Raw genomic sequence first — 21,000 nt, forward strand, 5'->3', positions numbered from 1 at the left:
TCATATGGATAAGTTAAATAGAAGTGGTGAGGGGGGGAAGACAAGTGAACGAAGAATCGTTTTATTCACCATTTATAAGCGAAGACGGAAAGAAAAAAACAATTGGAGAAATTGAGTTTTCAGATGTGCAGCGCATGATGAAAAAACATTTAGAAGAAGGCTATCAGCTTGAGTTCAAGCGCGAAGTAAGCTCAACGGTCAAACGGAAAATCCCAAATATCATCGCTTCGTTTGCCAATGAAAAAGGAGGGTGGCTTATTTTTGGCGTAGATGAAGACGACCATTCCATTAACCTGCTCGAGCGCAAAGAATATGAGCTGTTTATTAATAATATGCTTAAAGATGTCACCAATCCCATTCCTCGTATCGTTACGCGTTTTTTATCACCTGAAGATCACCCCGGGCAAGGTGTTTTTGTTATTTGGATTCCCGAAGGCCCGAACCCTCCGTACATGTCTTACGGGAAAATTTACAGAAGAATTGGAAGCGGCACATCTCCCGTTACGGAAATCGATGATCGCTATCATTTAGATCGACTCTATCAAAAATCCGAGGATCAAACGCAGCGAATAGAGGAATTTTGCACAAAAGAACTGTCTATCTATAACAGAAAATGGCCGATGCACGGGAAAAGCTATATTCATTACGGGATGTGTAATATGTACGTGCTGCCACTATATGATTTGCATTTAGTTGAACAAATGGAAGAAGAACGGTTAAAGCAATATATTTTAAGCAAGTCTAGCGAGCCAAAATACTATCGTTTGGACGACGAGAGTACGGTGATGCTGCATACACCGTTTGTTAAAGCCTCTTATTCAGCGGAATCCATCATTTTTCGAAGCACAGATGTGATTGATGCGTATGATAAAACAATTGCGTGGGAGCAGTTTTATAACGGATCAGCTAAGTTTCATATTCCTATTCCGTACATGGAAGAATCAAAACCAATTCATGACGTATTAAAGTCAAGTATTTCAAGCTACATCGATGAGACGATTTTTGAGCAGTTTCAATATATAAACGGACCCTTTTTTCTCACATCTTTAATCAGCTGCATCGGCGGATACATTGATTGTATGATGGAATTAAAAGCAGAGCTGGAAGATATGATTATTGTGATTGACTTAGAGAACGTTCGAAACGATGTGCTTTACTTTCCACATGAGCAATTTCAAACATTTCTAGAAGAAGAAGGGCTCGTCTTTTCAGATAAAAAGCAATATCGATTTAATCGATCATTTAAAACAACAAAATTAGGAGGGAATCTGGAGCTTCTTGCCTACGTTGATTATATCGTGACAGCGTTTGGCCTTTCAAAAAACCAGTCCATTGACTTTCTTAAACACTCATTAAATCAAGGATAAAATATACAATTTTTTGACAATAACTAAAAAAATGACAAAAGTGAAAAAAAGTATGATAATATCTTTCGTAAGTAATGAGCAAGTAAAGAAGAGAAAGGGGACTCTTTTTTACGGATGCCGTTGCTAGGTAGGGTTAAACATAAGGGGAGAAAAGGCAATGAAAAAAGCGACATCCATACTTCTAATTGTCCTAGCACTGGCTGGGTTAGGAGGAGTATGCGCTGCTTATTACCATTTGGAGCAGCAAAAGCAAACGGAAGAAATGACGTATGAACAGAAGTACATAACCGTAAGAAATGCATGAAAAAACCAGCCGATTGGCTGGTTTTTTTTGGGTTTCAAGTCATAGTAAGTAAAATAAAGATTTTGCTTGTTCAGTTTTTTTAAATAACTCCAATGATGTATAGACGCAAAATAGAAAGCCAACGCTTGAAAAAACAAAAAACAAGCGGAGAAAAGGGCGTTTTCTTTGAATGCGAAAGTATGTAAAAACAGCGAGTGAACATACAAGCAGTACGCTCATAGCAGCAAATCGAATCGCGAGGTCTGCTAAATCATCAACCGTACGCTGAAACAATTTTAGCGTTTCATCGTTCAAATCAGTCGCAGGAATGTTCGTTTTATCTTGCTGATTTAACACCCCTACATCCCATTTTTCTCGACTATAATCATGAGAAACCGTGTAGTAAAACGGACCAAGCTTTTTTTCATCTGCACCGTCGTCAGCAAGTGCTGAAGCTGGGTGCATGAATGCTAGAACAAAAAATAAAAAGCTCCACTTTCTCATTACCAAAGCCTCTTTCTAACTCAGACTATCTCCCATTATAAACCAAAAATTTTTATGTTTCCATCATCCCTCTTTCCTATTTCCATTTCTATATATAAAGTGAAAGGGGGAATAAAAGATGGCAGAAAAAATTCAGCATTCAAGCCAGCTTCGCTTAGTATTAGAACAAGGAATAAAAGAGGATGGAAAACCCGATTTAAAGACAAAATCCTATATGAACATTCAGCCTGGAAGTTCTGCAGATGCACTCATTACAGCAAGTGAAACCATTGCCAGCCTGCAGTCACTGCTGCTTGTTGAAATCAACGAAGTTGTCACGTTTTCACTTTTAAAATAAGAAAAGAGGTAGAGTATGAAAACTTTAACGATGCAGTTTTTGAATGAGTCACAAAAAGCAGTAAGCCTATCGATTGAATCACCTAAAGATACGTTAGACGCGGCAGCCATTACAGGAGCAATGAACGCGCTGATCGCAAGCGATGTCTTTACTTCAAGCGGCGGAGCACTCGTTTCCAGAAAAGGCGCTCAAATCGTCGAGCGAAATGTAACCGAATTTACGATTTAAAAATGAAAGTCCTTCCACTTCGGTGCGAAGGGCTTTTTTAAAAGGAGAGAGGAAGATGACAGAGTGGTTTACGCTTGTCTCAGACGTTGGTTTTCCCGTTGTGGTGACGCTTTATTTACTTCACCGAATTGAAGCCAAGCTCGATACAGTTGTGCTATCCATTCAGCATTTAACCGATGAAGTAAAAAAGTGATTATGACAATTGTAAGGCAGTTGTCATGGAAAAGTTGACGGATTTGACACCTCACACTACAATTGGTAGTGTGAGGTGTCGAATATGAAAATTGAAAAATTCAAATTTAACGAAACCGGCCTTAATCGCTTTTTTGGCCCGCTTGAAGCAAAAATTATGACGGCTTTATGGAACGGAAGTGAAATGTCCATTAAAGATGTGCAGCACGTACTTGAGAAAGAAAAAGCAGTGAACTTCAACACCGTTATGACCGTTATGAATCGATTGGTGGAAAAAGGCGTGTTACAAAAGCGTTTAAAAGGACGTACGTCGATGTATCAGCCGATTCTCTCTAAAGAGGAATTTATCGACGCTCAGTCGAAAGAGTTAACGCACGAATTGATCGACGAATTTGGCTCGCTTGCTGTTACTCATATGCTTGATGCGTTAGAAGAAGTTGATGATTCACTGTTAAGCATGCTCGAATCAAAAGTCAAACAGTTAAAAAAGGATGAATAATCAATGAATCAAGGAATACTAAAGCGTTCTAAGCTTATTTTTAACCTGTGCTTTTTTATTGCCGTGACGTTGCTTATGCAAATGGGCATGTATGTGCTGCATTTGCTGTTTGGATGGAATTTATCGTTTAACTTAATTTTACTTTGTAACAAAGTAGCCCACTTTTTCGGCTTGTTTTTTATTGAATACATGCTGAATGCGGTTATTTTTCATACGATGTTTGTACTGTTCATTAAAGCTGTAAAGCAAGTGATTCAAATGCGGAAAGTCCGTAAAATGATTACGAAGCTGCGAAATGAAACAACAACGGCTCACCTGCAAAAAGCGTACGGAAAGAATTTAACAGTTTTAACAACAGATCAGCCCATTGCATTAACAATGGGATTGTTTAGACCGCACATCGTTCTGTCTACAGGGTTGCTCTCGGTGCTTGATGAAAATGAACTAGAAGCTGTTATTTACCACGAGCAGTCACATGTTGCAAATAAAGATCCGCTCAAAACATTTTTACTAAGCACGCTTGCTTCTGCATTATGGTATATTCCGTTTATTAAATGGAGCCATAAACGTTTCAAAGTCATGCGTGAAGTGCTGGCTGATCAAGATGCCATTGTGAAAAATGGCACGTCTGCTCACATCGGTAGCGCCCTTTTAAAAATGGTTAAAACGGGACAGACAAGTCTTTCGTGTGCGCACGTATCGTTTGCTGATACGTCGGTTAATTATCGCATTCAATATATTTTAAATCCGGAAACGAAAATGCCGATGCAGCCTCCTGTTATTTTAACGCTGACATCGCTATACGTGTTTTTTATTTTGTGTGCGCTAATTTTTACCGCTCTAACAGCTTTGTAAGTTTGTAAGAGAGAAAGAAAAGAAGGAGATGAGATTGTGTCAAAAGCAAAGAAAAAGAAAAAAGTAACGCCCAATCAGCAAACGTCCTCGAGCAAGTGGATTTTTTGGGTGATTGGAATTATTGCGGTCTGTATTTTAGGGTTAATCGTCCTTTCTAATATGTCAAAGGGCGGAGGAGATGAAAAGGCCGCTCTTACATATGATAATCAGCCGTATCTTGGAAAAGAGTCAGCTCCGGTAGAAGTGGTAGAGTTTGGAGATTACAAATGTCCGGCTTGTAAAAACTTCACGGAATCCTTTTTCCCGCTGATTCAAAAAGATTATGTAGATACAGGCAAAGTCAAATTCTACTTTATGAACTATGCGTTTATCAACAATGACTCATCTCGTGCAGCAGAGTTTGCCGAGACGGTATATAAAGAGCTTGGGAACGATACATTTTGGAAATTCCATGAACTTCTTTATAAAAAGCAAAACGCAGCGGATGAAAAGAAAGATGTCTTAACGGAATCTTACTTAGAAGATACGCTGAAAGAAGTATCTAGCGATGCCGATGCGAAAAAAGTAGCGAGTGCTTTTAAAGATGGAAAAGGAAAAGATGCGTTTGATCAAGATATGAAGACAGCCAATAACTTAGGCATCACAGGTACACCAACCATTTATGTAGGCGGCAAAAAATTCGAAGGAAAAACAATCAATGACTTTGATCAAATGGTCAAAGATGCGGCTAAGGAGAACAAATAATGAACAAGTCTTTGGTCTTCGGGTGGATTACAGCGCTTATCGCGATGCTTGGAAGCTTGACGTTTAGTGAAGTTCTTCACTTTATTCCGTGTGAACTTTGCTGGTATCAGCGAATTTTAATGTATCCGCTCGCGATTGTGCTAGGTGTAGCCGTGTATCGGAATGATACGTTCATCTACAAATACGTCCTGCCGTTTTCAGTGATTGGTATGGCGCTTTCAGGCTATCATTATTGCCTGCAGAAGATACCGGCTCTTAAAGCATTTGAAACGTGTACAAGCGGTGTTCCTTGCTCAGGTCAATATATTAACTGGCTTGGATTTATCACCATTCCTTTTTTAGCGTTTATTGCGTTTACTGTCATTACAATTATGATGCTTGTTCTTCGCAAGCAGGCGAAAAAAGCTTAACCTCCGGGTTAAGCTTTTTTGTATGGAAACAAAAAAAGTCCCGCTTCCAAGAAGCGGGTGCAAATAGGGTACATCTATGAAAAATGATGAAATTGTTTTGACAAGAACAGTATATAAAAGAAAAGTGAAAAAACGGTGAAAAGAGAAAAGCTTTTTTAAAAAAAAGGTGAAAATATGCTTTTCTTACAAAAAAAGCCCCGCTCACAAAAAGCGGGGAATAAATAGGGGTCATTTATGAAAAATGATGAAATTGCTTTGACAAACTTAGTATACAAAAGAAAAGTGAAAAAACGGTGAAAAGATGGAAGCTTTTAGAAAAAATAAAAAAAGACCTGCTCTGGGGAAGCAGGTCTTCACAAAGGAGTAAAACTATGAAAAAAATATGCTAATTGGCTTCGCAAGTACTATCCTATACCTTTATGGTGAAAAAATGGTGAAAAGAGAAACGGGATATAAAAAAGACCTGCTTTGGGGAAACAGGTCATTAGAAAGGGAGTAAAACTATGAAAAAATATGCTAATTGGCTTCGCAAGTACTATCCTATACCTTTATGGTGAAAAAATGATGAAAAGAGAAGCGGAATATAAAAAAAGACCTGCTCTGGGGAAGCAGATCTTCAAAAGGAGTAAAACTATGAAAAAAATATGCTAATTGGCTTCGCAAGTACTATCCTATACCTTTATGGTGAAAAAATGGTGAAAAGAGAAGCGGAATATAAAAAAGATTTGCTCTGGGGAAACAGGTCATTAGAAAGGGAGTAAAACTATGAAAAAATATGCTAATTGGCTTCGCAAATACTATCCTATACCTTTATGGTGAAAAGATAGTGAAAACGATATTAGGATATAGCTCCTATTTTTCCATATTATAGATTCATTTCTCTTTAATAGGGTATACGTTCATTAGAATCGATATAAACTTAAAGAGCTGCCAGGGAGGTATATATATGGAAAAGAAACACGAAGCAACTGCAAATCAGCGCGTGGTTCATCGCACTCGAAATAGCTGGTCAGGCTTTTTGTTTGGCGTAGGGTTAGTTGCTTTTATTGATGAAGCAGTGTTTCATCAGCTGCTTCATTGGCATCATTTTTATGATAAATCCACAACGGCCGCTGGTTTAGTGTCGGACGGTTTGTTTCATGCATTCAGCTGGTTCGCTACAATTGCATCACTTTTTATGGTGGCAGATCTAAGGCGCCGAGGCGGCTGGTGGGTGAAAAGGTGGATAGGAGGAGTATTGCTTGGAGCCGGGGCGTTTCAGCTTTATGACGGGACCGTGCAGCATAAGCTTATGGGACTTCATCAAATCCGGTACGGAGTGAAGATTGCACCTTACGACATTACGTGGAATGTACTTGCATGTTTGATGCTGCTTATTGGCATCATTTTAACATGGTTTACACGTAAACAAGGTGCACATCATGATTAAATATGAAGTATTGTCTCAGCTTTTATTAGCCCTGCCTTTTGTCGCTGCCTTTTTTTTATACATGTGGGCTGTAGCTTCTTCGAATGCAACGTATAGAAAATGGTCATTATATAGGACGTCCAGCTGGACACTTGGTATTTTATGCGCCATATCTTCTGTAGCCGGACCGCTCGCAGCCCGTGCTCATATGGACTTTACTGCGCATATGACGGGGCATTTGCTTTTAGGTATGCTAGCTCCGCTTTTAATGGCGTTAGGAGCACCTCTTACGCTGCTGCTTCGCACGCTTCCGGTTCATGCAGCCAGAAAAGTGTCAAAACTTTTAAAAGGACGGTTTGTTCGGTTCATCAGCAGTCCGGTGACAGCTTCTGTTCTTAACGTAGGAGGACTTTGGATTCTTTATACAACAAGTCTGTATGGCATGATGCATCACTCTTTTTTCGTGCATGTCGCTGTACATATTCACGTGTTTTTAGCCGGCTATTTATTCACCGTATCGATGATTTCAATCGATCCTTCGCCGCATCAAAAAACTTTTACGCACCGGGCATCCGTATTGGTTCTTGCTCTTGCTGCTCACGGTATTTTATCAAAATATGTGTACGCTCACCCGCCTATGCACGTATCGGCGGAAGGGGCGCAGCAAGGGGCTATGCTGATGTATTACGGAGGCGATTTAATCGACTTATGTTTAATTGTGCTTCTTTGTTATGAATGGTTTAAGCAGGTTCAAAAAGTATCTCTTACATAAAAAACGCGCAGAAAGCATGGTGCTTTCTGCGCGTTTTTTTAGTGAATGTTTCGTTTTTTAAAGCGTCCGCCGCGGACTTCGGTAATATCTGCAACGGCTAAAAAGGCAGTAGGATCAAAATCTTCAACAATGGTTTTTAGCTTTGATTCTTCAAGGCGCGTGATGATGCAGAAAATCACTTTTTTATCATCGCCCGTATAAGCACCTTCACCGTGCAAATAGGTAACGCCTCGACCTAGCCGCGCATTAATCGCATCGCCAATTTCGTCGGAATATTCGCTAATAATCCAAGCGGATTTTGATTCTTCCAATCCTTCTACAACCGTATCAATGGCTTTAGCTGCAATGATGTACGCAAGGATGGAATACATGGCGCGGTCCCACGTGAACACAAATCCCGCTGCTCCTAAAATGAAGAAGTTGAAAAACATCACAATTTCTCCCACGGAAAACGGAATTTTTTTACTGATTAAAATGGCAAGTATCTCCGTACCGTCAAGCGCTCCGCCGTAGCGAATTACGAGTCCAATTCCAATTCCGAGAATAATCCCTCCAAAAACGGTAGCAAGAAGAACGTCTGCGGTAAATGCGGGGACATCATGAAACATAGAAGTTAAGATGGATACAACCAGTATGCCAAAAATAGTGGAAAGGGCAAATGTTTTCCCCATTTGCTTGTACCCGATAAATACAAACGGAAGATTTAGTACAAAAAGAAAGATTCCTAGATTTACGCCAGTAAGGTGCGAAAGCATGATGGAAATACCGGTAATTCCTCCGTCGACAACGTGGTTCGGAACGAGAAAAATTTCAAGTCCTGTGGCCATGAGCAGGGCACCGATCGCAATGGCGATGGCCCTACCAAATACCTGTCCCTTGGACAGCTTTCGGTGCTGAATTTTCGCTTTTTCGAGTTCTGTCATTTGCATGTCTCCTTTGATGTCTCCTATGTATTTCTCACTTTAGAAAAGTGAAACTATCTTTAATTATACCTTACTATGCACAATTAGTGGGGATAGACGGCTTAATCACTTGTTTCACCATGCAAAAAAAGCCTGCTTCAGAGTCATAAGCAGGCTTTTTAAGGAGTAAAACGATGAAAAAAGATAGTTGGCTTTACGGCTTTAACTATATAGAAAATTGATGAAAAAACAGTGAAAATGCCGGCATGTGCGGTAAGAAAACCGGGGATACTAGTTAAAAAAGCCAAAAGGAGATGACGAAATGAGCGTGTGGATGATGTATAATCACTTGATGCATTCGCAAATCTTTTTAAGCAGCGTATTAATTAGCGGTATTCTTCTTGTTAGCGGAGGATTTGTGTACGGTAGCATAATGAACAAAAAGTGAACCTAATATTGCCACGGATAGGTTGTTAATGGAAGATGATCAATAGCTGCTTGGTTAATGTTATACTTGCTCCATAAGCATAGCGTGGAGGTGTCAGCATGAGCAAGCATCATGATCTAACAGCATCATACGGAGAATCGTTAGTGACGTGTGAACATCAGTTTGAAGCTAGCTATTACTATCATCAAGTGCGCGAACAGTGCATGAATCACATTCATGAAATAAGCAAAGCGGTAGATGAGTTCATCGTTGATTTTACAGATGAAAGTTTGAAAATATTAGAGCTTCTTTACTATGATCTAGAAGACAGCAACTGCTTTGACTATTTTTCGATGACAAAAGAAGAATTCGAAGAGTGTATGGGCGTATACTTTGGTGAAGTGGTTACGTCTACTATTGATGAAGCGCACTGGGTTGTGAAAGAATATCCGCTTATGGAAAACAAGTATGTGACCGGAATTGAAAAAGGGAATCTTTCACTCATGTTTCCTCACGGATTTTTTAACCATAAAGAGCGTCATCCAGAGTGCGTTTTTACTCTTTATCATTTATATAAACAGCTGCAAAAATAGGAAAAAGGTGAACGTAAGTTCACCTTTTTTATTGTCCCAGCTTTATGGGAATATAAATATCCATTTCATATGTATCACTATATAAATTGCTGTGTATAGCTGTATTTACAATTTCAAGAGCAGGACCTTCAATCATGCTGTAAGGAGAGTTCGGCAGCCATTCATTCCAGATGCTGTTGTACGTCGACCCGAGCGATGTAATGGGACCTCTGTGTTTAAACTGCAGGTATGTAAACGAAGGAAACGTATGAACGCTCATACCGTTTGGAATAAAAGCCGTATCAGCCACTTCTGTCCCTGCAATATAAAAATAATTTTCTTTTTTCGGAGCCATGCAAATGCCTGTAACCATATGAGGTTCTTTTGAAGAGCTAATCATTTCTTTTTCTTTAAGTATTTGCTTCAAAAGATTCTCTTTTTGATACTCTCCGTTTTTTGCTATGCCTATCACTGAAAATCCTTCTTTATATACAACTTTACCTTGCATAATCCACCTCGAATTTTTCAAGCTCTAGCTTTTATTCTATCAATCATAAATTACTTTACCGTGATTGTAACATAATCTTAAGTAGATATCGATGCAGAAAATGGAACATGATCAAAGCTTCAAACACGTGCTTGAGATACTCTAATTATTACATAAAAACAGCGCCGGAATTCGCACGCTGTTTTTATTAATGCAACACTTTATTTATATAACGTTTACGAAGAGTAAATCCGGGAAACTCCTTAATATAAGTCAAAATGGTAGCTAAACCAGTAGTCGTCCTGCACATTCTTTGTGTTTGAAGCGACAATATGCTCATGACCTTGTTCGTCTGTGGCAATCCAGTTGTAGTTGATATCCATTTTAATCGGATACATATTGCCTTTTTTAAACAAAATAACGGGGGGAGTTACTTCAACAAACTCGTTTAGTTTTTTAACAACATCTTCTTTACAGCGAATTAGCTCCATGTCTTTTTCTCCTTCGGTGTTATTGCACAATCATATTTTTTGCGTTGTGCACAATATATAATTTAAAATAACAAAGGTAAGTTTAGCACATTTTACAAAAAACAGAGAAATAAAAAGGAGCGATATCGATGAATGAACAAATTTTATTAGCAGAACGCCCAAAGGGAATGCCAACAAAAGATACGTTTAAATACGAAAAAATTGAAATGCCTACAGCGAAAGAAGGCGAGGTACTTGTTCAAACACTGTACCTTTCTGTTGATCCGTATATGAGAGGACGCATGAACGATACAAAATCATATGTTCCTCCATTTGAGCTAAACGCACCGCTTGCAGGCGGCATTGTAGCACGCGTAACGGAATCAAAATCAGATCGTTTTAAAGAAGGCGATATCGTGACGGGTATGCTTCCTTGGAAACGCTATTCAGCTGCAGAAGCAAAAAACTTACAGAAAGTTGATCCAGAGCTAGCGCCAATTACAACGGCTATCGGCGTTCTTGGTATGCCTGGTCTCACAGCTTACTTTGGACTGCTTGAAATCGGTCAGCCAAAAGAAGGCGAAACAGTAGTCGTTTCCGGTGCAGCAGGTGCTGTTGGATCTGTTGTTGGTCAAATCGCTAAAATTAAAGGCGCGCGTGTTGTCGGCATCGCAGGTTCTGAAGATAAAATTGCTTATTTAAAAGATGAGCTCGGATTTGATGAAGTGATTAATTATAAAAAAGGAAATGTGAAAGAAGCGTTGAAAGAAGCGTGTCCTAATGGCGTTGATGTTTACTTTGAAAACGTCGGTGGAGAGATTTCAGATGCAGTTGTTAGCTTATTAAATAAATTTGCGCGCATTCCGCTTTGCGGCCAAATTTCACTGTATAACTTAGAAAAACAAGATGTTGGACCGCGTGTTCAAACACCTTTATTAATTAACAGTGCGTTAATGAAAGGCTTTATCGTAGCCGACTATGCAGACAAATTCCCTGAAGGCATTAAGCAGTTAGGGGAATGGGTGCAGCAAGGAAAAATCAAGTACAGCGAAAACGTTGTAGAAGGTTTTGAAAATGTACCTGAAGCGTTCCTTGGTTTATTTGAAGGAGCAAACTTAGGAAAACAGCTTGTAAAAGTAGCAGAATAAGCGTAAAAAACCGTGTGGGATTATTCCCGCACGGTTTTTTTACATAGTTGAAGCCGTTTGTTGTTTTGCTTCTTCTTCCATATGTTCACCAGTTCGTTCGATTGGCGAGCGTTTGTGATAGCGTCCAAGCAGTCCTGTCATGATGAAGATACCGATTAACGAATAAAGAACTTGAACTACGCCGAATACCACAGTTGCAGAGCCTACAATCAATACATCTGTCAAAAGCATTGTTTTACCTGGATTAATGCCAAAGCGTTTATCAAGAAACACGCATAGCATGTTGATTCCGCCAAGAGAAGAGCCGTGGCGAAACAAAAAGATCAGTCCAATGCCGACAATAATGCCGCCCACAATCGCAGCTACAAGCGGATGCGGAAGCGCAAACGAAAAGTTGGCAGCTAATAAATCAGACATCACTGACATCAGGCTAACGCTGATGAAGCTTTTTATCGTAAATTGCAGCCCAATTTGCGTAAGAGCCATAAAATAAAATGGTAAATTGATGATAAAGAACAATACCCCAAATGAAATACCTGTTAAATGCTGCAGGACGATTCCAAGTCCTGCTGTTCCGCCAATAACGAGGTTAGAAGCGGTTAAAAATTGAATTCCGATGGCAACGCACAAACAGCCAAAGGTAATCCATCCCCATTGTTTTACGTGATTCATATCTCCATCCCCTTTTGTATATTTATACAATACTTTCGATAGAAAACACCGTCTTTTAATTCACAAAATCTATTTTACTATATATCTTTTCAAAAAAAAGCACTTTTGTGAGAGAATCTAACACAAGATTAAAAGTTAGATAATTCAGATTTATTAAGTTTTTTTGAAGCGAATGAGCGATAAATCAATATGTTTCTAAAAAAAGATTACAAAGAAAGAATGAGAAAAACGGATTTTGGAAAATGTATAAACAAATATTTGGATAATGGTTAAAAAAAGGGAGAAAACATTAGTTAAAACGAACATTTTTTAACTGAAATTAAAATATAATTCGTATTTTTATTGATTTTTCGTTTGATTGAGGTAATATATAACATTATTAGCATAAAAATATGTAGAGATGGAAGTGGATGCGAAATGAATAAGAAATTATCAGCGTTGACAGGGGTGGCTGTACTTGCTTTTTCACTGACGGCATGTGCTCCTCAGCAGGAAAAAGAAGTGTCTGCTGAGAAAAAAGAACCCGCTCAACACCTAGCTGATCAGCAAATCATGGCCGATGCTTGGTACCAAACATCCGGCGAAATGAAAGCTTTGTATTACCAAGGCTATAATACTGGAAAGCTTCGTTTAGATGAGGGGCTTGCAAAAAGTACCGATAAAAAGCCTGCCATTATTTTGGATTTAGATGAAACCGTGCTTGATAATAGCCCATTTCAAGCTTCAGCAATCAAAACCGGAAAAGGATTTCCTTATAAATGGGATGAGTGGGTGCAAGCAGCAAAAGCGAAAGCAGTACCAGGTGCTGTTGATTTCTTGACGTATGCGGATCAAAAAGGCGTAGATATTTACTATATTTCGGGCCGTACAACTTCTCAGCTTGAGGCAACAATTAAAAACCTAAAGAATTTACATATTCCTCAAGCAACCAAAGACCATGTGCTATTAACGGGTCCAAAAGATGAAGGAAAAGAAACGCGCCGTCAAAAAGTAGCGACGAATCATAATGTAGTCCTGCTGTTTGGTGATAACTTATCTGATTTTAGCGGCTTTGATAAAAAGTCCATTACTGATCGAAATAAGCTTGTAGAAGAGCAAAAAGAAACGTTTGGCCAAAAGCTAATCGTATTTCCAAATCCAATGTATGGAGATTGGGAAGGAGCTATTTATAACTACGACTACTCAATTTCGGACAAACAAAAAGATAAGCTTCGCCGCGAACAGCTTCAGTATTTCAACTAAAAAAGAGAGGCTGGGAAAAAAGGTTTTTAACCCAAGTGAAAAACGAACAATTGATCAGCACGTGATCAATTGTTCGTTTTTTTTGTTATGGTGAATATAGTTTCATCTGTCTTGTTTGTTCCTTCTAGCAGGTGATTGGAGGGCAAGGTGAAGACTCCTGCGGGAAAAGCGGAACAGGTGAGACCCCGCAGAAGCGCAAGCGACGAGGAGGCTCAGCGGCCGCCCGCGGAAAGCGAAGCCTTGCACGGAAATCAACTGCGGTGTCATAAGCGGTTCAGTTCATGTATCTCATTTGTTCGTCTTTAGGCTGGATTCATTTCGTTATGTCTTCAACCTCTTTTTAATTTTTCCAATATAGTCAGTTCAAACGATAGCTTGTCCAAATGATCCTGCTTTTTAAGAAAGAAGCCAAGGAGCATAAGGAACTTGCTTCCACTCGTGTTTTAACATGCCATAAATCACAAGGTCATGGTAGTGATCATATAGGTATTCACCTTCTCTGCAAATGCCTTCTTCTGTAAAACCTAGACGCGCAGGGATGGCTTTACTTTTTTCGTTATTAACGCCGCAGCGTATTTCGACTCGATGAAGGTTTAACGTATTAAATGCATAATTCAGGCATCCGTGTACGGCTCTTGTCATAATACCTTTTCCTTGAAAATCATGTCCAATCCAATAGCCAAGACTTGTACTTTTGTTTCCCCAATTAATTCCGTGAAAACCAATCATCCCGGCGATTTCTCCGTAGTACCGAATGATGGCCTGGAATCCTTGGTTATTATAATATTGAGCTCTCCATTCAGGGATGAGTTCATCGTAGTCAGCAATACTTTGCATGCTATCTACCCATGGGAGCCATTCTTTTAGGTAAGGTCTTGACTCGTTAATAAGAGAAAGCAAGGGGAAAGCGTCAGTTGATTCAATCAAATGCAAACTAACTTCGTCATCAATTTTGTATTCAAACATACGAAAGCCTCCTGTGATGATGGGCCTGCTGAGATAAGCGTAGCGTGTAGGCAGTTCTAACATCTAGTTTTTCTTTATTCTACCACAAGTAACAAAGAGGAGAGCGAGGAAGTTTAGGCTAAAAGTAAATAACACATAAAGTCGATAGGATTTTAATGATTAAAAAAATTAATAATTGAAAGCACTTTTATCAATATTTTTACAGAAAAGAAGCATATACAGTGATACAATGGAAGAAGCGATAAGGCGTTGTAAGTATACATACTTTCTAACAAACATGATATTGGATTGATAAAAGCAGGTGGTAAAAACATGGATGTACAACTATTAATAACGGTATTTGCACTCGGGTTTTTCGGGTCATTTTTAGCAGGTATGCTTGGAATTGGAGGATCAGTTGTTTTGTACCCGCTGCTGCTATTTGTTCCGCCTCTTGTAGGAGTGGGAATGTTCAACGCGCACGAAGTAGCTGGTATAGGAGCCGTACAGTCGCTGTTTGCGTCTGTTTCAGGAGCTCTTGCTTACAAAAAGGGCGGCTATTTGAATAAACCGTTAATTTTATATATGGGTATCAGCGTCTTAGTTGGCAGTCTCATTGGTTCAACGCTATCAAACTCGTTTTCAGAAGGAATGATCAATTTCATTTACGGCGTGATGGCAACAATTGCTGCAGGATTAATGTTTATGCCCAAAAAAAATAATCCAGCGGCCGATTCATTCGAAGTGACGTTTTCAAAACCTTTGGCAGCGGCTCTGGCGTTTTTAGTTGGAATTTGCGGGGGGATTGTCGGAGCAGGAGGCGCATTTTTACTTGTTCCTATTATGATTACCGTGTTAAAAATTCCTGTGCGCGTAACGATTGCAAGCTCATTAGCCGTGACGTTTATTTCGTCTATGGGAACAACATTCGGTAAAGTAATGACGCATCAAGTCCTTTTGCTTCCGGCGCTTATGATTATTGGAGCAAGCTTACTAGCAGCTCCAATCGGCGCTTTTGTTGGGCAAAAGACGAAGGTAGCGTCGCTGCAAGTTATCTTAGCGATCGTTATTACGGCGACTTCGCTGAAAATATGGTTTGATTTACTAATGAAATCTATTCATTAAAAAAAGCTGCCTTTTTAAGGACAGCTTTTTTATTTTGGTGTTGATGACACAAGGTGAGCGACTAAAATATAGCGTTCAGGTGCTGAACCAACGTAATTAAACGGATAACAGGTGCTGACGGTTAAAGTGGCTCTAGGCTTTGGTACAATAACAGTCCGGTCATCCGCATCAACGATTCGTACTTTGTTCACTTTGTATGTGAAGGTGCCTGCTGCCGTGTCCACCACGAGCGAATCGCCTTCACCCACGTCGCCAAGCTTACGAAAGACCGTATCGCGATGTCCTGATAGAACAGAATTGTCGTTTTGACCAGGCAGCACGCTTCCCGCAAAATGACCCACGCCTTTTTCTAATTCATCTTCGTTCGTACCGTGATAGATCGGCAGCTTAGCGTTTAATTTAGGAATATATAATTCTCCCATTAAATCACCGATTTTTGGCTGCTTTGGGTAAGACACATTTGACACTTTCGGCTTTTTTTCCGGGCTAGCAGTACGAGAGTGTACCGTTTTTTTAGCTTCAACAGCAGAAGCTTCAGCAGAAGAGTCCGCTGTTGAAGCGTCCTTGCTTTTAGAAACTGAAGCTGCGGCTGGTTCTTCTGTATCCATTGTTTTAAATGCCAAATAGCCTCTTGCAAATTTATAGGCGTTTGTGGTCGTAAACCAAAGACCAAAGCAAATGACGGCGGCTAAAAGGGAAAGAACAATCAACCGCTTTTTGCGATTGATTGTTCTTCTTGTTTTTCTTGGTTCCATTTTATGCACGTCTCACTTTGCGGAAAAGAACAAAGCCAGCTGCTACAAGTACTAATCCAATTAATGTATTTGTTGCATAATTAGAAGCCGTTTCAGGAAGTTTTCCGCCTTTAACGGTTTTTTGTACAGCGCCATTCGTTTGTTTCTTCACCGGTTCTTGTTTCTTTTCTACTGCTGGTTTTTGCGCTTGAGCTGGTTTTACTACAGCTTCAGCAGATTTTTCTACTTCTTTTCCTGTGTCTGTGATGATATCAGAATTAAACATATCGCCTGTGATCACCATGTCTGCTAAAAATTTACCGTCTGTTGTATAAAGAGAAATTTTTAGACTTGCATTTTTTAATTCTTCTAAGTTGATTAAATCAGTAAGAGAAAGCGGTCTTTCATTTCCGCCTTGTACAAGTGCGAACTTAGCGTCTAAATGGAAGATTGATAGCATTTCTTTATAAATAGACATTAATTCAGCGATTTGATCAGCAGATAATTCTGTTGCTGTATCAAAATCTTCGAATGCCGCTAAGCGCTCGCCTAATTGATCTAAGCGGTTAAGCGTTGCTTCATTTGAAAGCTCATCTTCTAACGATGTAAAATGTGCTTCAATTCGATTTAATTCTTCTGAAGTTAAGCCTAATTCAGACTGCATAAACGATAGTAAGCCGCTTAAATCTTCTTCGCTTAATAATTCATCATCGTAAGAAGCGTCTTCTTCATCATATGACTCATCATCTTCATACCAGTCGTCGCCCTCTAGATAGAAGCCAACATCCTCGTATAAATCATCTAGGTACACATAGTCGTCTAAGCTTTGACCGTTCTCTTTTAACAACGCATTTAAGCTTGTTTTGTCTAAGTCAAAATCTGCATACACATCTTGCACGTTATGTAAGTCAGCTGCAATTGGTTCACCTAAAAAATCTTCTAAATCTGCGATTGTATCGTAGTTTTCAAGACTATGGTCATACAGTGAAAGTGAATATTCAACGTCGTCTTTGGTTACTTCAAAGCCTCGCGTTTGGCTTACCGATTTTAAATACTTGTTGAAATCTGCGTCAAATGTTGACGCTGCTGCGAATGAAGACGTTGGAAATACGCCAACAAACAGCAGAAATGATAATAGTATTGCCCCCAGTTTTTTCATCAATTTTCTCCTTTTTTTACGTTTTCTACAAGATTATATAGGAAGAGTTATAAATTTACAATATATACTTATATTATATATACCTTGAATATAGTGGTAATTTAAGGGATTTATAGAACTATATATTTTGAGAACACCGTACGAAAGGGAGTGGAAAGCCCTAGATAGAAAAAGGAAGAAATAAAGAAAAAGGTTTATAATTTTTTTTACAGAGGCAGAAATATAAAAAAGTATCAAAAAAGAACAGCACTTAGAAGCTGTTCTTTTTGAAATGATATGTAAGCCTTAGCATAGATAGTTGAAATTCGATACCGTTCCGCTTTAGAAAAAGGTGGTTACGAGTTATGATTTTAGTAAGGATAGTGAAGAAAAGTGAGAGCGCGGTTTTGTCAGCTCTATTTTGATTCCTTTTAGCCTTAAACGTTCTACAAACTGTTTGCGTTTTTTTCGCTTTTCATGCGGGGATTGATTCATATTTGCCTCATCCTCCATATTTAGTCAAGTAGCTAACATATCATTATCATAATCAAAAGATGACGGTTACACAATAAACATTCTCAAATATTCACAAAGATTTAAAATTTGTTACATTGATAGTGTACATGTACCCCATTCTCTTTTTTTATAACATCTCAATGTGCTGTTTTTAAATTGAAGTTTTGTAAATCCTGTCGCAGGCTAAAAAAAGCGCTGACTTTTATATTTTGATTCACTGTGCTTAAAAGCTATACTAGTAGTGCGTATAGAAAAGAGTAAACCGAATTTTTACATCTCATCTATTCGTATACAAAAAAGAAAGAGGGATTTTGATGAAAACAGAACAGCAGTATTTTGAAGAAGGAAAATCAATCCAAACATATATGAACGACATGAGTACATTAAAAGAGGAAAGTTTAGCTGTTTATGAACAATTTCAGCTTCCTAAAGATGGACTGGCTGACAAATTAAAGGCTCACAAGCTTCATTTCTTAGCGATTACTGAAGATTGGTGCGGAGATGCGATGATGATTAATCCAATCATTCGTAAAGTAGCTGAAGCTGCCGGTATCGATGTGCGCGTTGCACTGCGAGATGCAGACACCGAATTAATTGACCGTCACTTAACAAACGGAGGGCGTGCCATTCCGATTATTTTAATTTTTAATAATGAAGGGACGTTACTTGGGAAGTGGGGCCCCCGTGCTCCCGAAGTTCAGCAAATCGTCGATGAGCTTCGTGCCACGCTTCCTTCAAAAGAAGATCCTTCGTTTGAAGAAAAGCAAAAAGAAGTCTTTTCTTCGTTACGAACAAGATATAAAGAAGAACCGGCTCTTTGGTCGTATGTTTATAACAGCTTTAAAGAAACGGTATTAGCTGTTGTGAAATAACTTAAAAGAAAGCAAGATAAAATGAAGCATTCATTTTATCTTGCTTTTTTTCTGGTTATTGCAACAAGATCGTTTGTATATCACTTCAAGGGAAAGGCAGCTCTTATGAATGTTAGTGTTCAAAACGCGTACTTTTAATTAAAAAAACGCACAAAATTCTAAAAATAAAAATATTTTTTATTCACAACGCGTACTTTTTAACTTGATGATGATATAATAACAAATAATAAATGAAGAAAGGGGGCGCGTAAATGAATGGAAAAGCTTTTGGTTAGTATTTTTAAGCAGCATTTTTAAAGTTCAAAATGAATTTTATTTTTTAAATTTAATGAAAGCGCTTAATAACTCACTTCTCAGAAAATATAGAAGAAAGGTGTTAGATACATGAATAACTTACATAGAAAAATGGGAACGTTTTCTCTCATGATGGTTGGCCTTGGATCTATTATTGGATCAGGATGGCTGTTTGGAGCATGGAGAGCTGCTCAAATTGCAGGCCCCGCAGCAATTGCTTCTTGGATTATTGGAATGGTTGTTATTTTATTTATAGCTCTTTCTTACAGTGAACTAGGATCGATGTTTCCAGAAGCAGGAGGTATGGTTAAATATACGCAATACTCGCACGGCTCATTTCTTGGCTTTATTGCGGCTTGGGCAAACTGGATTGCAATCGTATCGGTTATTCCTGTTGAAGCCGTTGCTTCTGTTCAGTATATGAGTTCATGGCCGTGGGAGTGGGCGAAATGGACAGGCAGTTTAGTAGAAAACGGGATTCTTACGGGAAAAGGCTTGGCTATTGCTACAGGACTATTAATCATTTATTTTCTTTTAAATTATTGGACCGTAGGCTTATTTTCGAAAGCTAATTCACTTATTACTGTTTTTAAGATTATAATTCCAGGGCTTACAATTGGTGCTCTTTTATTCGCAGGGTTTCACGGAGGAAACTTCTCCTCTGCAGGAGGCGTTGCTCCAAATGGATGGGCAAGCGTTTTGACAGCTGTTGCTACGTCTGGGATTGTGTTTGCTTTTAACGGTTTTCAAAGCCCTATTAATATGGCGGGAGAAGCGAAAAATCCGGGTCGCTCTATTCCGATTGCGGTAGTAGGATCCATTTTAATTGCGACCGTGATCTACGTATTGCTTCAAATTGCATTTATTGGAGCGGTAAATCCTTCAGAAATCGTAAAAGGATGGAGTCATCTTAACTTTAATTCGCCGTTTGCCGATTTAGCGATTGCGTTAAATATTAACTGGCTTGTTATTGTTTTATATGCCGATGCTTTTGTATCACCATCAGGAACAGGTATTACGTATACAGCTACCACGTCACGCATGATTTATGGTATGGAAAAAAATAAATACTTGCCGAATATACTGGGAAGAGTTCATCCGCTTTACGGAGTTCCCCGTCAAGCCATGTTCTTTAATTTATTTGTCTCATTCATCTTTTTATTTTTATTTAGAGGCTGGGGGATATTAGCCGAAATTATTTCTGTAGCTACATTAATTTCATATCTTACCGGTCCTATTACCGCTATGACGTTAAGAAAAACGGGGACCGATCTTTATAGACCTTTACGTATAAAAGGGTTAAGCGTAATAGCGCCTCTTGGATTTATTTTTGCTTCACTTACTCTTTACTGGGCAAGATGGCCGTTAACTGGACAGGTATTATTTATTATTTTAATTGGTTTGCCAATTTATTTTTATTACCAAGCAAAATCAAAATGGAAAGGCTTTGGTCAAAACTTCCGAGCTGGCGTTTGGATGATTGTCTACTTATTATGTATGATGACAATCTCTTGGATAGGAAGTGAAAAGTTCGGGGGACTCAATATTATTAAATACGGCTGGGATATGGGTCTTATTGCAATTGTTGCACTTTTCTTTTATGCTTGGGCACTTAAAAGCGGATACAAAACTGAGTATTTAAAAGAAGCAATCGATGTTAATAATGAAATGAAAGCAGCGGAAGCACAGACTGCCTCAGCTAAAGAACAGATCATAGAAAAACAAATTAAATAAGTAGTAAAAATGAGGCTGGGAAAAAAGTATTTCAGTTGAAGTCAAATGCGAACTATTAATTATTTTTTGATTGGTAGTTCGTGTTTTTTTGTTGTTATGTTGAATATAGATTTTATGTGTATA

The 21,000-nt window shown here is 38.8% G+C and carries 28 protein-coding genes; 19 read left to right on the plus strand and 9 right to left on the minus strand.

What is annotated here, in order from left to right; all coding sequences use genetic code 11:
• Positions 1 to 44: 44 nt before the first annotated feature.
• Both ACFX4R_RS04465 and ACFX4R_RS04470 read left to right on the plus strand, forming a co-directional pair.
• Entirely contained in the window at positions 45 to 1,367 is a 1,323-nt protein-coding gene (locus ACFX4R_RS04465; RefSeq protein WP_043981417.1) for an AlbA family DNA-binding domain-containing protein, read from the plus strand.
• A 157-nt stretch (positions 1,368 to 1,524) separates the two neighbouring features.
• Complete coding sequence (locus ACFX4R_RS04470) at positions 1,525 to 1,671, plus strand: hypothetical protein (protein ID WP_013057870.1); 147 nt, start codon at positions 1,525 to 1,527, stop codon at positions 1,669 to 1,671.
• A 39-nt stretch (positions 1,672 to 1,710) separates the two neighbouring features.
• Here the strand turns inward: ACFX4R_RS04470 and ACFX4R_RS04475 are convergent, their stop codons facing one another.
• Positions 1,711 to 2,154 carry a hypothetical protein gene (locus ACFX4R_RS04475; RefSeq protein WP_043981418.1) on the minus strand — a complete coding sequence of 148 codons (444 nt, stop codon included), beginning with the start codon at positions 2,152 to 2,154 and terminating at the stop codon, positions 1,711 to 1,713.
• Positions 2,155 to 2,272: 118 nt separating this feature from the next.
• Here ACFX4R_RS04475 and ACFX4R_RS04480 point away from each other — a divergent pair, with 118 nt between their 5' ends.
• The 9 genes from ACFX4R_RS04480 (at position 2,273) to ACFX4R_RS04520 (ending at position 7,599) form a co-directional block, all read left to right on the plus strand.
• Complete coding sequence (locus ACFX4R_RS04480; RefSeq protein WP_377568962.1) at positions 2,273 to 2,491, plus strand: DUF1659 domain-containing protein; 219 nt, start codon at positions 2,273 to 2,275, stop codon at positions 2,489 to 2,491.
• 15 nt (positions 2,492 to 2,506) lie between these two features.
• On the plus strand, positions 2,507 to 2,719 hold the full coding sequence (locus ACFX4R_RS04485) for a DUF2922 domain-containing protein (protein WP_377568964.1): 213 nt from the start codon (positions 2,507 to 2,509) through the stop codon (positions 2,717 to 2,719).
• A gap of 55 nt (positions 2,720 to 2,774) precedes the next feature.
• Positions 2,775 to 2,912 (plus strand): YvrJ family protein, encoded by a 138-nt coding sequence (locus tag ACFX4R_RS04490; protein WP_013057866.1) that lies wholly within the window; start codon positions 2,775 to 2,777, stop codon positions 2,910 to 2,912.
• A gap of 84 nt (positions 2,913 to 2,996) precedes the next feature.
• Complete coding sequence (locus ACFX4R_RS04495; protein ID WP_013057865.1) at positions 2,997 to 3,410, plus strand: BlaI/MecI/CopY family transcriptional regulator; 414 nt, start codon at positions 2,997 to 2,999, stop codon at positions 3,408 to 3,410.
• Between the two features lie 3 nt (positions 3,411 to 3,413).
• Positions 3,414 to 4,265: a M56 family metallopeptidase gene (locus ACFX4R_RS04500; RefSeq protein ID WP_043981420.1), complete on the plus strand. Its 852-nt coding sequence runs from the start codon at positions 3,414 to 3,416 to the stop codon at positions 4,263 to 4,265.
• Between the two features lie 36 nt (positions 4,266 to 4,301).
• Entirely contained in the window at positions 4,302 to 5,009 is a 708-nt protein-coding gene (locus ACFX4R_RS04505) for a DsbA family protein (protein WP_165574945.1), read from the plus strand.
• Positions 5,009 to 5,419, plus strand: coding sequence for a disulfide oxidoreductase (locus ACFX4R_RS04510; RefSeq protein WP_043981422.1), 411 nt, complete (start codon positions 5,009 to 5,011; stop codon positions 5,417 to 5,419). Before ACFX4R_RS04505 ends, ACFX4R_RS04510 begins: the two co-directional genes overlap by 1 nt.
• Positions 5,420 to 6,365: 946 nt before the next feature.
• Positions 6,366 to 6,848 carry a DUF2243 domain-containing protein gene (locus ACFX4R_RS04515; protein WP_043981423.1) on the plus strand — a complete coding sequence of 161 codons (483 nt, stop codon included), beginning with the start codon at positions 6,366 to 6,368 and terminating at the stop codon, positions 6,846 to 6,848.
• Complete coding sequence (locus ACFX4R_RS04520; RefSeq protein WP_043981424.1) at positions 6,841 to 7,599, plus strand: cytochrome c oxidase assembly protein; 759 nt, start codon at positions 6,841 to 6,843, stop codon at positions 7,597 to 7,599. Before ACFX4R_RS04515 ends, ACFX4R_RS04520 begins: the two co-directional genes overlap by 8 nt.
• Before the next feature lie 38 nt (positions 7,600 to 7,637).
• On the opposite strand, the gene ACFX4R_RS04525 is transcribed toward ACFX4R_RS04520, so the two are convergent.
• Complete coding sequence (locus ACFX4R_RS04525) at positions 7,638 to 8,522, minus strand: YitT family protein (protein WP_043981425.1); 885 nt, start codon at positions 8,520 to 8,522, stop codon at positions 7,638 to 7,640.
• Between the two features lie 301 nt (positions 8,523 to 8,823).
• Here ACFX4R_RS04525 and ACFX4R_RS04530 point away from each other — a divergent pair, with 301 nt between their 5' ends.
• Together ACFX4R_RS04530 and ACFX4R_RS04535 are read left to right on the plus strand one after the other, a co-directional pair.
• A complete protein-coding gene (locus ACFX4R_RS04530) occupies positions 8,824 to 8,949 on the plus strand; it encodes a hypothetical protein (RefSeq protein ID WP_272911084.1) in 126 nt (41 codons plus the stop codon).
• 98 nt (positions 8,950 to 9,047) lie between these two features.
• Positions 9,048 to 9,521, plus strand: a complete 474-nt coding sequence (locus ACFX4R_RS04535; RefSeq protein WP_097825272.1) for a hypothetical protein — start codon at positions 9,048 to 9,050, stop codon at positions 9,519 to 9,521.
• A gap of 28 nt (positions 9,522 to 9,549) precedes the next feature.
• Here ACFX4R_RS04535 and ACFX4R_RS04540 read toward each other — a convergent pair whose 3' ends face one another.
• Both ACFX4R_RS04540 and ACFX4R_RS04545 read right to left on the minus strand, forming a co-directional pair.
• A complete protein-coding gene (locus ACFX4R_RS04540; protein WP_013083918.1) occupies positions 9,550 to 10,008 on the minus strand; it encodes a GyrI-like domain-containing protein in 459 nt (152 codons plus the stop codon).
• A 242-nt stretch (positions 10,009 to 10,250) separates the two neighbouring features.
• Complete coding sequence (locus ACFX4R_RS04545) at positions 10,251 to 10,478, minus strand: hypothetical protein (protein WP_016764806.1); 228 nt, start codon at positions 10,476 to 10,478, stop codon at positions 10,251 to 10,253.
• 128 nt (positions 10,479 to 10,606) lie between these two features.
• On the opposite strand from ACFX4R_RS04545, the gene ACFX4R_RS04550 reads away from it, so the two are divergent.
• On the plus strand, positions 10,607 to 11,605 hold the full coding sequence (locus ACFX4R_RS04550; RefSeq protein ID WP_028409240.1) for an NADP-dependent oxidoreductase: 999 nt from the start codon (positions 10,607 to 10,609) through the stop codon (positions 11,603 to 11,605).
• Positions 11,606 to 11,644: 39 nt separating this feature from the next.
• Here ACFX4R_RS04550 and ACFX4R_RS04555 read toward each other — a convergent pair whose 3' ends face one another.
• A complete protein-coding gene (locus ACFX4R_RS04555) occupies positions 11,645 to 12,277 on the minus strand; it encodes a YitT family protein (RefSeq protein ID WP_013083915.1) in 633 nt (210 codons plus the stop codon).
• 417 nt (positions 12,278 to 12,694) lie between these two features.
• Between ACFX4R_RS04555 and ACFX4R_RS04560 the strand changes: the two genes are divergently transcribed.
• Both ACFX4R_RS04560 and ACFX4R_RS04565 read left to right on the plus strand, forming a co-directional pair.
• Positions 12,695 to 13,519, plus strand: a complete 825-nt coding sequence (locus ACFX4R_RS04560; protein WP_043981429.1) for a 5'-nucleotidase, lipoprotein e(P4) family — start codon at positions 12,695 to 12,697, stop codon at positions 13,517 to 13,519.
• Positions 13,520 to 13,650: 131 nt separating this feature from the next.
• Positions 13,651 to 13,788 (plus strand): hypothetical protein, encoded by a 138-nt coding sequence (locus tag ACFX4R_RS04565; RefSeq protein WP_193377160.1) that lies wholly within the window; start codon positions 13,651 to 13,653, stop codon positions 13,786 to 13,788.
• A 127-nt stretch (positions 13,789 to 13,915) separates the two neighbouring features.
• Here ACFX4R_RS04565 and ACFX4R_RS04570 read toward each other — a convergent pair whose 3' ends face one another.
• Positions 13,916 to 14,485 (minus strand): GNAT family N-acetyltransferase, encoded by a 570-nt coding sequence (locus tag ACFX4R_RS04570; RefSeq protein ID WP_043981430.1) that lies wholly within the window; start codon positions 14,483 to 14,485, stop codon positions 13,916 to 13,918.
• Between the two features lie 312 nt (positions 14,486 to 14,797).
• Between ACFX4R_RS04570 and ACFX4R_RS04575 the strand changes: the two genes are divergently transcribed.
• Positions 14,798 to 15,589, plus strand: coding sequence for a sulfite exporter TauE/SafE family protein (locus ACFX4R_RS04575; protein ID WP_377568970.1), 792 nt, complete (start codon positions 14,798 to 14,800; stop codon positions 15,587 to 15,589).
• 29 nt (positions 15,590 to 15,618) lie between these two features.
• Here ACFX4R_RS04575 and ACFX4R_RS04580 read toward each other — a convergent pair whose 3' ends face one another.
• The 3 genes from ACFX4R_RS04580 to ACFX4R_RS04590 form a co-directional block, all read right to left on the minus strand.
• Entirely contained in the window at positions 15,619 to 16,344 is a 726-nt protein-coding gene (locus ACFX4R_RS04580; RefSeq protein ID WP_043981431.1) for a class D sortase, read from the minus strand.
• A gap of 1 nt (position 16,345) precedes the next feature.
• Positions 16,346 to 17,482, minus strand: coding sequence for a processed acidic surface protein (locus ACFX4R_RS04585; RefSeq protein WP_377568973.1), 1,137 nt, complete (start codon positions 17,480 to 17,482; stop codon positions 16,346 to 16,348).
• 342 nt (positions 17,483 to 17,824) lie between these two features.
• Positions 17,825 to 17,956, minus strand: a complete 132-nt coding sequence (locus ACFX4R_RS04590; RefSeq protein ID WP_013057845.1) for a hypothetical protein — start codon at positions 17,954 to 17,956, stop codon at positions 17,825 to 17,827.
• A 335-nt stretch (positions 17,957 to 18,291) separates the two neighbouring features.
• Between ACFX4R_RS04590 and ACFX4R_RS04595 the strand changes: the two genes are divergently transcribed.
• Together ACFX4R_RS04595 and ACFX4R_RS04600 are read left to right on the plus strand one after the other, a co-directional pair.
• Positions 18,292 to 18,849 (plus strand): thioredoxin family protein, encoded by a 558-nt coding sequence (locus ACFX4R_RS04595; RefSeq protein WP_025751101.1) that lies wholly within the window; start codon positions 18,292 to 18,294, stop codon positions 18,847 to 18,849.
• A gap of 384 nt (positions 18,850 to 19,233) precedes the next feature.
• Complete coding sequence (locus ACFX4R_RS04600) at positions 19,234 to 20,877, plus strand: glutamate/serine transporter AimA (protein WP_043981433.1); 1,644 nt, start codon at positions 19,234 to 19,236, stop codon at positions 20,875 to 20,877.
• Positions 20,878 to 21,000 lie beyond the last annotated feature (123 nt).

The organism is Priestia sp. YIM B13490, assembly GCF_042787735.1.
In the GTDB taxonomy this organism is placed as follows: Bacteria; Bacillota; Bacilli; order Bacillales; family Bacillaceae_H; genus Priestia; species Priestia megaterium.

Coding starts and splice junctions, on each gene's coding strand:
- ACFX4R_RS04470 (WP_013057870.1), top strand. CDS start 1,525: ATGAAAAAAGCGACATCCATACTTCTAATTGTCCTAGCACTGGCTGGG.
- ACFX4R_RS04475 (WP_043981418.1), bottom strand. CDS start 2,154: ATGAGAAAGTGGAGCTTTTTATTTTTTGTTCTAGCATTCATGCACCCA.
- ACFX4R_RS04480 (WP_377568962.1), top strand. CDS start 2,273: ATGGCAGAAAAAATTCAGCATTCAAGCCAGCTTCGCTTAGTATTAGAA.
- ACFX4R_RS04485 (WP_377568964.1), top strand. CDS start 2,507: ATGAAAACTTTAACGATGCAGTTTTTGAATGAGTCACAAAAAGCAGTA.
- ACFX4R_RS04490 (WP_013057866.1), top strand. CDS start 2,775: ATGACAGAGTGGTTTACGCTTGTCTCAGACGTTGGTTTTCCCGTTGTG.
- ACFX4R_RS04495 (WP_013057865.1), top strand. CDS start 2,997: ATGAAAATTGAAAAATTCAAATTTAACGAAACCGGCCTTAATCGCTTT.
- ACFX4R_RS04500 (WP_043981420.1), top strand. CDS start 3,414: ATGAATCAAGGAATACTAAAGCGTTCTAAGCTTATTTTTAACCTGTGC.
- ACFX4R_RS04510 (WP_043981422.1), top strand. CDS start 5,009: ATGAACAAGTCTTTGGTCTTCGGGTGGATTACAGCGCTTATCGCGATG.
- ACFX4R_RS04515 (WP_043981423.1), top strand. CDS start 6,366: ATGGAAAAGAAACACGAAGCAACTGCAAATCAGCGCGTGGTTCATCGC.
- ACFX4R_RS04520 (WP_043981424.1), top strand. CDS start 6,841: ATGATTAAATATGAAGTATTGTCTCAGCTTTTATTAGCCCTGCCTTTT.
- ACFX4R_RS04525 (WP_043981425.1), bottom strand. CDS start 8,522: ATGACAGAACTCGAAAAAGCGAAAATTCAGCACCGAAAGCTGTCCAAG.
- ACFX4R_RS04530 (WP_272911084.1), top strand. CDS start 8,824: ATGAGCGTGTGGATGATGTATAATCACTTGATGCATTCGCAAATCTTT.
- ACFX4R_RS04535 (WP_097825272.1), top strand. CDS start 9,048: ATGAGCAAGCATCATGATCTAACAGCATCATACGGAGAATCGTTAGTG.
- ACFX4R_RS04540 (WP_013083918.1), bottom strand. CDS start 10,008: ATGCAAGGTAAAGTTGTATATAAAGAAGGATTTTCAGTGATAGGCATA.
- ACFX4R_RS04545 (WP_016764806.1), bottom strand. CDS start 10,478: ATGGAGCTAATTCGCTGTAAAGAAGATGTTGTTAAAAAACTAAACGAG.
- ACFX4R_RS04550 (WP_028409240.1), top strand. CDS start 10,607: ATGAATGAACAAATTTTATTAGCAGAACGCCCAAAGGGAATGCCAACA.
- ACFX4R_RS04555 (WP_013083915.1), bottom strand. CDS start 12,277: ATGAATCACGTAAAACAATGGGGATGGATTACCTTTGGCTGTTTGTGC.
- ACFX4R_RS04560 (WP_043981429.1), top strand. CDS start 12,695: ATGAATAAGAAATTATCAGCGTTGACAGGGGTGGCTGTACTTGCTTTT.
- ACFX4R_RS04570 (WP_043981430.1), bottom strand. CDS start 14,485: ATGTTTGAATACAAAATTGATGACGAAGTTAGTTTGCATTTGATTGAA.
- ACFX4R_RS04575 (WP_377568970.1), top strand. CDS start 14,798: ATGGATGTACAACTATTAATAACGGTATTTGCACTCGGGTTTTTCGGG.
- ACFX4R_RS04580 (WP_043981431.1), bottom strand. CDS start 16,344: ATGGAACCAAGAAAAACAAGAAGAACAATCAATCGCAAAAAGCGGTTG.
- ACFX4R_RS04585 (WP_377568973.1), bottom strand. CDS start 17,482: ATGAAAAAACTGGGGGCAATACTATTATCATTTCTGCTGTTTGTTGGC.
- ACFX4R_RS04590 (WP_013057845.1), bottom strand. CDS start 17,956: ATGAATCAATCCCCGCATGAAAAGCGAAAAAAACGCAAACAGTTTGTA.
- ACFX4R_RS04595 (WP_025751101.1), top strand. CDS start 18,292: ATGAAAACAGAACAGCAGTATTTTGAAGAAGGAAAATCAATCCAAACA.
- ACFX4R_RS04600 (WP_043981433.1), top strand. CDS start 19,234: ATGAATAACTTACATAGAAAAATGGGAACGTTTTCTCTCATGATGGTT.